Source organism: Actinomyces sp. Z5 (assembly GCF_003287795.1).
Lineage (GTDB): Bacteria > Actinomycetota > Actinomycetes > Actinomycetales > Actinomycetaceae > Actinomyces > Actinomyces glycerinitolerans.
This window is the reverse complement of sequence record NZ_QMIN01000108.1, coordinates 1-5,973: the sequence shown is the minus strand read 5'-3', so window position 1 is coordinate 5,973 and position 5,973 is coordinate 1. Positions and strand designations below refer to the sequence as shown.

Sequence of the window (5,973 nt, the reverse complement as noted above, 5' to 3'; positions counted from 1 at the left end):
CCGGCCCAAGACGCGGTTCGGGCTCGGACTCCGTGTTGGAGTCCGAGCCCGAACGAGCCAGGGATTTGCTTTCAGGGACCGGCGTTCCCTGCCGACAGCCGTAACTCTGCCATTGGCAGCAGCGCGGAACATCGGCTGATCGGGTAGGCAATTCGGGTACCCAATTCAGCCGGTCAATCCGCCTCCTCAGTGCGGCCGTCGGGCCGAGGGGCCTCCGCCTCAGCCCCGTCGGTCGATCGGCGCTCCGCATACCTTCAACCCCGCCCTCGTCCGTCAGGGTTCACGTCCACCCCTGTGCCGGCGCCCGAGGCCGACCCTCCGTCAGCCGCTCCTGGCCCGTTCCCATGAGGTATTCCGCGGCATCCCAGGGTTCGCCTGGTACGCTCATGGCGCCCCGATCGGGGCAGTTCGCAACAGCAGGCCTACAGGTTGACACCGACATGACTGATGTCCCGCCCCCGGAGAACCCGGAACGCGCCCAGGCGACGTCACCGGTCGGCATTCCGCGCATTGGCGTCGCTCCGGTCGCCGACAAGTCCGAACAGACCACCCCCGACACCGCCGCGCCGGCCCTCCGTTCCAAGACGCTGCTGGTCGACGCCCCCGAACGCCGCCTGCGCCGCGCCGAAGACCTGCTCGACCTGGTGTTGGTCGCGCTCGGTCTGGTCTTCATGATCATCCTGGCGGCCTACGCGCACGCCACCACCACTGGAGTCACCCAAGACGTGCAGAACGCGCTCGCCGTCGTACTGCGACGTGTCCTGGTCTTCCCCCTGCAGGCCATTGAGGGTCTGATCACCTTCACCGTGCCGGTGGCCGTGATCATGCACAACCTGCTACGCCGTTCCTGGCACGCCGCGGGCCAGGCCCTGCTGGCCGGAACCGGCGGCTTCGTCCTGGCGTGGTTGAGCCTGCACGCGTTGGACGCATGGGGCCCGGCCATTCTCGCCTCGGGCCTGACCGTCACCGCCTCCGGCACCGCCCGGATCGGCATCTCCACCGTCTTCGCCACCCTCGCGGGCCTGCTCACCGGAGCCGGCGAGCGGCGGTCCTCCTCGGTAATCCGCTATGCCTGGACCGCCGTATGGGTTGTGGTGGGACTGGCTGTCCTGCGCAGCGCCATTACGCTGCCGGGCGCCGTCATCTCCATTCTGCTGGGCCGCCTGCCGGGACTGGCCGTGCGCTATGCCTTCGGCGTCGACGACACCCGCGCCCACGGCGTCGCCCTGGTGCGTGCGCTGCGCCGCGCCGGCATCGACGCCGTCCGCGTGGTACGCATGGACCGCGCCCCGGACGCTCGCGCCTGGATGGTCGAGACCGAGACGCCTCTGGGCTACACCGAGCGCGTCCGCGAGACCCCACTGACCACGCCCACCGCCCTGGACGAGGCCAACCCCGCCCCCGCCGACGACGCTCCCGCCGCGGATGAGGCGCCCACGCCGGCACCCGCCTCCGAGCCGCCGTCCCCGGTCCCGCCGGAGGACACCTCCACCATCACGCCCGCCGACGACGTCGACTTGGCGGCCGTATTGGATGAGGCCTCCTCCGCCGCACTCACCGAGGGGCGCCTGTCCGCTCACCGCCTGTACGCCGTCTGGGACGCTGCGGGCGTGCGCCGCGACGTCACCGTCCTGGACGCCGACCGCCAGGTGGCGGGTTTCCTGACCACCCTCTGGGATCGGGTGCGGGTGAAGGGCCTGTCACCCGAACGGGACCTGTCGGTGCGCTCGGCCGCCGAGCACGCCGCCCTGATGACCCTGGAGGCGGGCCGTGCGGGCGTGCGCACACCCGCTCTGGTGGGCATGGCCGAGGCGGACGAGTCCGTGCTGCTGGTCACCGATCACATCTCCGGCGCCCGCGCCCTGGCCGACCTGGAGGAGGTCGACGACGACGTGCTGGCCGACCTGTGGGACCAGATCAGCCGCGCCCACATGGCCGGGTTGGCGCACCGGGAGATCGACTCGGCCACCGTCGTCGTCGACGACGCCGGTGCCGTGTGGCTGCTCGGCTGGGAATCGGGGGAGACAATCTCCTCGGAACTGTCCCGACGGGTTGATCTGGCCCAATTGCTGGCGCTGACCGCCTCACTGACCGACGTCGACCGCGCCATCGCCGCCGCCTCCGGCTCGCTGAGCACCCAGCAGCTGGCCTCCATCGCCCCCATGCTGCAGCGCGTGGTGCTGCCGGCCGCCACCAGGGAGGCCATGGGACGACGCGGCAAGGTGCTGCAGGAACTGCGCGACGCATTGGTGGACCTGACCCCCACGGCGCATGCGGAGCCGGCCAAGCTGAACCGCTTCTCCCCGCGCACGGTCATCATGGCGATCGTGGGCCTGGTGGCCCTCTGGACGCTGCTGGCCCGCATGAACATCGAGCAGATCACCGACGCCGTGACGGGGGCGAACGTCTGGTGGATCCTCGGGGCCCTGGTGTTCTCGCTGGCCACCTACGTGGGTGCGGGGCTGGCACTGGTGGCGTTCAGCCCGGTGAAGCTGCCGCTGTGGAAGTCCACCGAGGTGCACCTGGCCTCCTCCGTGGTCTCCCTGGTGGCGCCCGCGGGCGTGGGCGGAGCCGCCATCAACCTGCGCTTCCTGGCCCGCAAGGGGGTGCCGACGGCAGTCGGCGTGGCCACCGTGGCCCTGGTGCAGGTGGTCCAATTCGTCGTCACCGTGGTCCTGCTCATCATCGTGGCCGCGACCACCGGCCAGTCCACGAGCCTGACCCTGCCCAGCGGCTGGGTGCTGGTGATCGCCGTCAGCCTGGTCGCCATCGTCGCCATCGCCCTGTTCATCCCCAAGTTGCGCACTTGGTTGTGGGAGAAGATCGAGCCGACCTATCGGCAGGTGTGGCCGCGGCTGGTGTGGGTCATGTCCAACCCTGGGCGGCTGGCGCTGGGCGTGGGCGGCACGCTGCTGCTGAGTTTGAGCTACATCCTGTCCTTCGGGGCGAGCCTGTGGGCCTTCGGGCACACCTTGTCCTTCTCGACGCTGGCGATCACCTACCTGGCGGCCAACACGGTCGGCTCGGTGGTCCCCTCCCCCGGTGGCATCGGACCGGTGGAGCTGGCACTGACCGCCGGCCTGGTCACGGCGGGCGTGCCCAGCGGAGTGGCGCTGTCGACGGCGATCGTCTACCGACTGGTCACCTTCTGGATCCCGATCCCCGTCGGCTGGCTGAGCCTGCAGCGCCTGCAGCGGCACGGCGACCTGTAACCGGCGACGAATTGCGGTATCCCCCGATTGGATCCACCCTTCGGGGGATGCCCCCGCACTAAGACGCGACAATGCTTGCGTCAATGGCATGCCGAAGGAGCCCCTGATGACCATAGAGATTCTCACTGCCATAGCCGGCAGCCTCGTCACCGGCGTCATCGCGTTCCTCGTGTCACGCCGTCGCTACCGGAACTTCCTGATGGCCCGAGCCGCGGTAGGCGGCACCATTACGGACGCCGGGTTGCTGAGCACGCTCCGGACGATCATTCAAGCCATCACCGCCGCCGGCGCCAGCGCAGTGTTGGGAGCCTCGCTGCTGATTGTTGCGCGCCGACTCCTGGACCCCCTGCAAGTCGCCAGTACCTGCGGAGTCATAGCCGTGCTGGCCGTCGCGCTCGCGTGGGTCTACGGCCGGTACGCGGTGCTGGCCGAACTGGCCCGCATCCGCCATCTGGAGCTCCCCTACGGCCCGTGGGGGGTACTCCTGGCCAACGGCCACCTCTGACCCAACGCTTCGGTCCGTTCGCCCGGCCGACCGCGGCAGGCTATTGTCGTTGTCCCTACTGCCCGCACATGCGGGCGGTCACCGACCCTCCCCCTGGCCGTTCCTCCCCAAATCCCCGTGTTTCCCCAGGAGCCCATATGCCCACACCCCGCGCTGCCGGCTGGTCCCTTCTGCTCGTGGGCATCGCGTTAAGTGCGCTCGCCGCCTGCACGCACCTGGCCTGGCTGTGGATCATTGCCATCGTGGTTCTGGTGGCCTCCATCGGTACGCTGGCCGTCGCCTTTGTCAGCGACGCCGACGGCCCCGGGGACGGCCGCCGCCGCTGAGCGCATTCGGCTTCCCGGCGCGCCCCAACCTGCTTGCGTCCCACCTGATTCCACGGCAATCTCACTTCTGAATCACTAGCAATACGCACGCTAGCGGCAGCCATCGGAGCCGCCATTCTAATTCCTGATGAATCGCCCCAAGCATTGCTAAAGTGACTGAACGACGGTGGCATGCTGAAGGGAGTACATGACGGTGCGGAGTGACGCCCTCGACTCGCTGACCGCACGCGCACGCGAGGCCCTCCTGCGCCCCGCCGAGCCCTTGCCCAACCGCCGCATCTACGTGATCATCGGGGCGGTCGTCGGGCTTGGGAACCTCGTCGGCAATGTGGCGACGAACCCGAACTCACTGGGGCCGATCGACATCGTCTTCATGCTTGCGGCCCTGGCGCTGATCACCCTCATCCCGCTGCGACCACTGCCCGGCATCATCGCCTACCTCGTGTGCTGGTGCAGCGTGCTGATTCTTCCCGGTCCGTACGCCACCGACATGAGCATCAGCCATCTGGCGTTCCTGTTCTTCCTGGGCAGGTTCCTGCGGCCGGGGCCATCACTCCTGTTGCTCCTCGTGACGGTCCTCACTAATGCGATCCTGTTTATCGGCCCGGGCACCACCAACGACGAAGCGGCAGCCAGTCTAGGGACGCTGTGGTACACCATGCTCATGGGCGCCCTGCTGGTCCCGCTTGGCGTCCTGGTCCGCTTCATCGAGGCCTCGCGTCTGGCCGACGCCCGGCAGGCGGATGCCAACCTGGAGGAGATGCGGCTGGAGATCGCCCGGGAGATGCACGACCTCGTGGCCTACTCCATGTCGCAGACCGCCCTGCGCGCCCAGCGGGCGGCCGCCGACACCTCCTATCCGGAGCGGGCGCGCGACGAATTCGCCGCACTTGAGGCCACCGCCTCCGATGCCCTTCACGAGCTGCGCCTGCTCCTGCGCACCCTGCGCCAGCCGTCCTCTACGGGGGAGCAGCCCATTTCTACGGCCACGGGCCTGGGCAGCGTCGTCACCGATCTGCGCACCGCCGTGGGTGCCGTCAGTGCCGACGTGTCCGCCGCCGGCTTCGAGGTCACCTACCGTCATTTGGGCAACACCGTGCCCTCCCGGATTCAGGCCAGCACCCTGTCCCGAGTGGCTCGGGAGATGGGCGCAAACATCATCCGCCACGCCGACCCCGGCGCTCCGGTCACCATCACGCTTTCGCTGGGCCCGGAGGTGATCCGTCTCGTGTCCACCAACCGCGTACGCGACGCCGGGGCGCACCTGCCCCGCTCGGGCACCGGTATCCTGGGCATGCGCGAGCGACTCGCCGCCATCGGCGGAACGCTGACCACCCTGTCCGATGACGGCTCCTGGATGGTCACCGCGACCGTTCCGGTCGCCGGACACCGCAGCGGTATTCTCCTGCCCCCGGAGGAGCAACCATGATTCACGTCGGTATCGTCGACGACGACGCACTCGTGCGTCGCACGCTCACTGACCTGCTCACCAACGAGAGCATTGACGACATACAGGTGGACTGGGCCGCCCGCGACGGACAGGAGGCCCTCGACATCCTGCGCTCAGACAGGCCGGACGCCGACGTGCAGGTGCTGCTGCTGGACGTGCAGATGCCGCGCCTGGACGGCATCGCCCTGGCCAAGGTGCTGCAGCGTGAGCGCCCCGAGATCGCCACCCTCGTGCTCACCACCTTCGTGGCCGACTCGGTGGTCGATCGGGCCCTCGCCGCCGGGGTGCGTGGATTCATCGCCAAGGAAGATCCCGTGGAGACGCTGGCCGCCACCATCCGGCATGTTGCCGCCGGCAACATGGTGCTCTCACCCACCTCCTCCGCCATTGTCACCGGCATGCCCACGCGGGAGATCGCCGCCCCGCCGCCGCCCAAGCCATCACCACAGAACACACAGAGCACCGCGCAGGCGCTGCCCC

The 5,973-nt window shown here is 69.1% G+C and carries 5 protein-coding genes; all 5 read left to right on the top strand.

What is annotated here, in order from left to right:
* The first annotated feature begins 440 nt into the window (after positions 1-440).
* Positions 441-3,212 (top strand): lysylphosphatidylglycerol synthase transmembrane domain-containing protein, encoded by a 2,772-nt coding sequence (locus tag DRB06_RS14115; protein ID WP_108965337.1) that lies wholly within the window; start codon positions 441-443, stop codon positions 3,210-3,212.
* A 106-nt stretch (positions 3,213-3,318) separates the two neighbouring features.
* A complete protein-coding gene (locus DRB06_RS14110) occupies positions 3,319-3,717 on the top strand; it encodes a hypothetical protein (RefSeq protein WP_111820283.1) in 399 nt (132 codons plus the stop codon).
* Positions 3,718-3,854: 137 nt separating this feature from the next.
* Entirely contained in the window at positions 3,855-4,043 is a 189-nt protein-coding gene (locus DRB06_RS14105) for a hypothetical protein (RefSeq protein ID WP_108965335.1), read from the top strand.
* A gap of 187 nt (positions 4,044-4,230) precedes the next feature.
* Complete coding sequence (locus DRB06_RS14100; protein WP_258522279.1) at positions 4,231-5,472, top strand: sensor histidine kinase; 1,242 nt, start codon at positions 4,231-4,233, stop codon at positions 5,470-5,472.
* The coding region (locus tag DRB06_RS14095) for a response regulator transcription factor (RefSeq protein WP_146750908.1) at positions 5,469-5,973 on the top strand (505 nt) is incomplete at its 3' end. The genes DRB06_RS14100 and DRB06_RS14095, both read left to right, overlap by 4 nt.

Coding starts and splice junctions, on each gene's coding strand:
- DRB06_RS14115 (WP_108965337.1), top strand. CDS start 441: ATGACTGATGTCCCGCCCCCGGAGAACCCGGAACGCGCCCAGGCGACG.
- DRB06_RS14100 (WP_258522279.1), top strand. CDS start 4,231: ATGACGGTGCGGAGTGACGCCCTCGACTCGCTGACCGCACGCGCACGC.
- DRB06_RS14105 (WP_108965335.1), top strand. CDS start 3,855: ATGCCCACACCCCGCGCTGCCGGCTGGTCCCTTCTGCTCGTGGGCATC.
- DRB06_RS14110 (WP_111820283.1), top strand. CDS start 3,319: ATGACCATAGAGATTCTCACTGCCATAGCCGGCAGCCTCGTCACCGGC.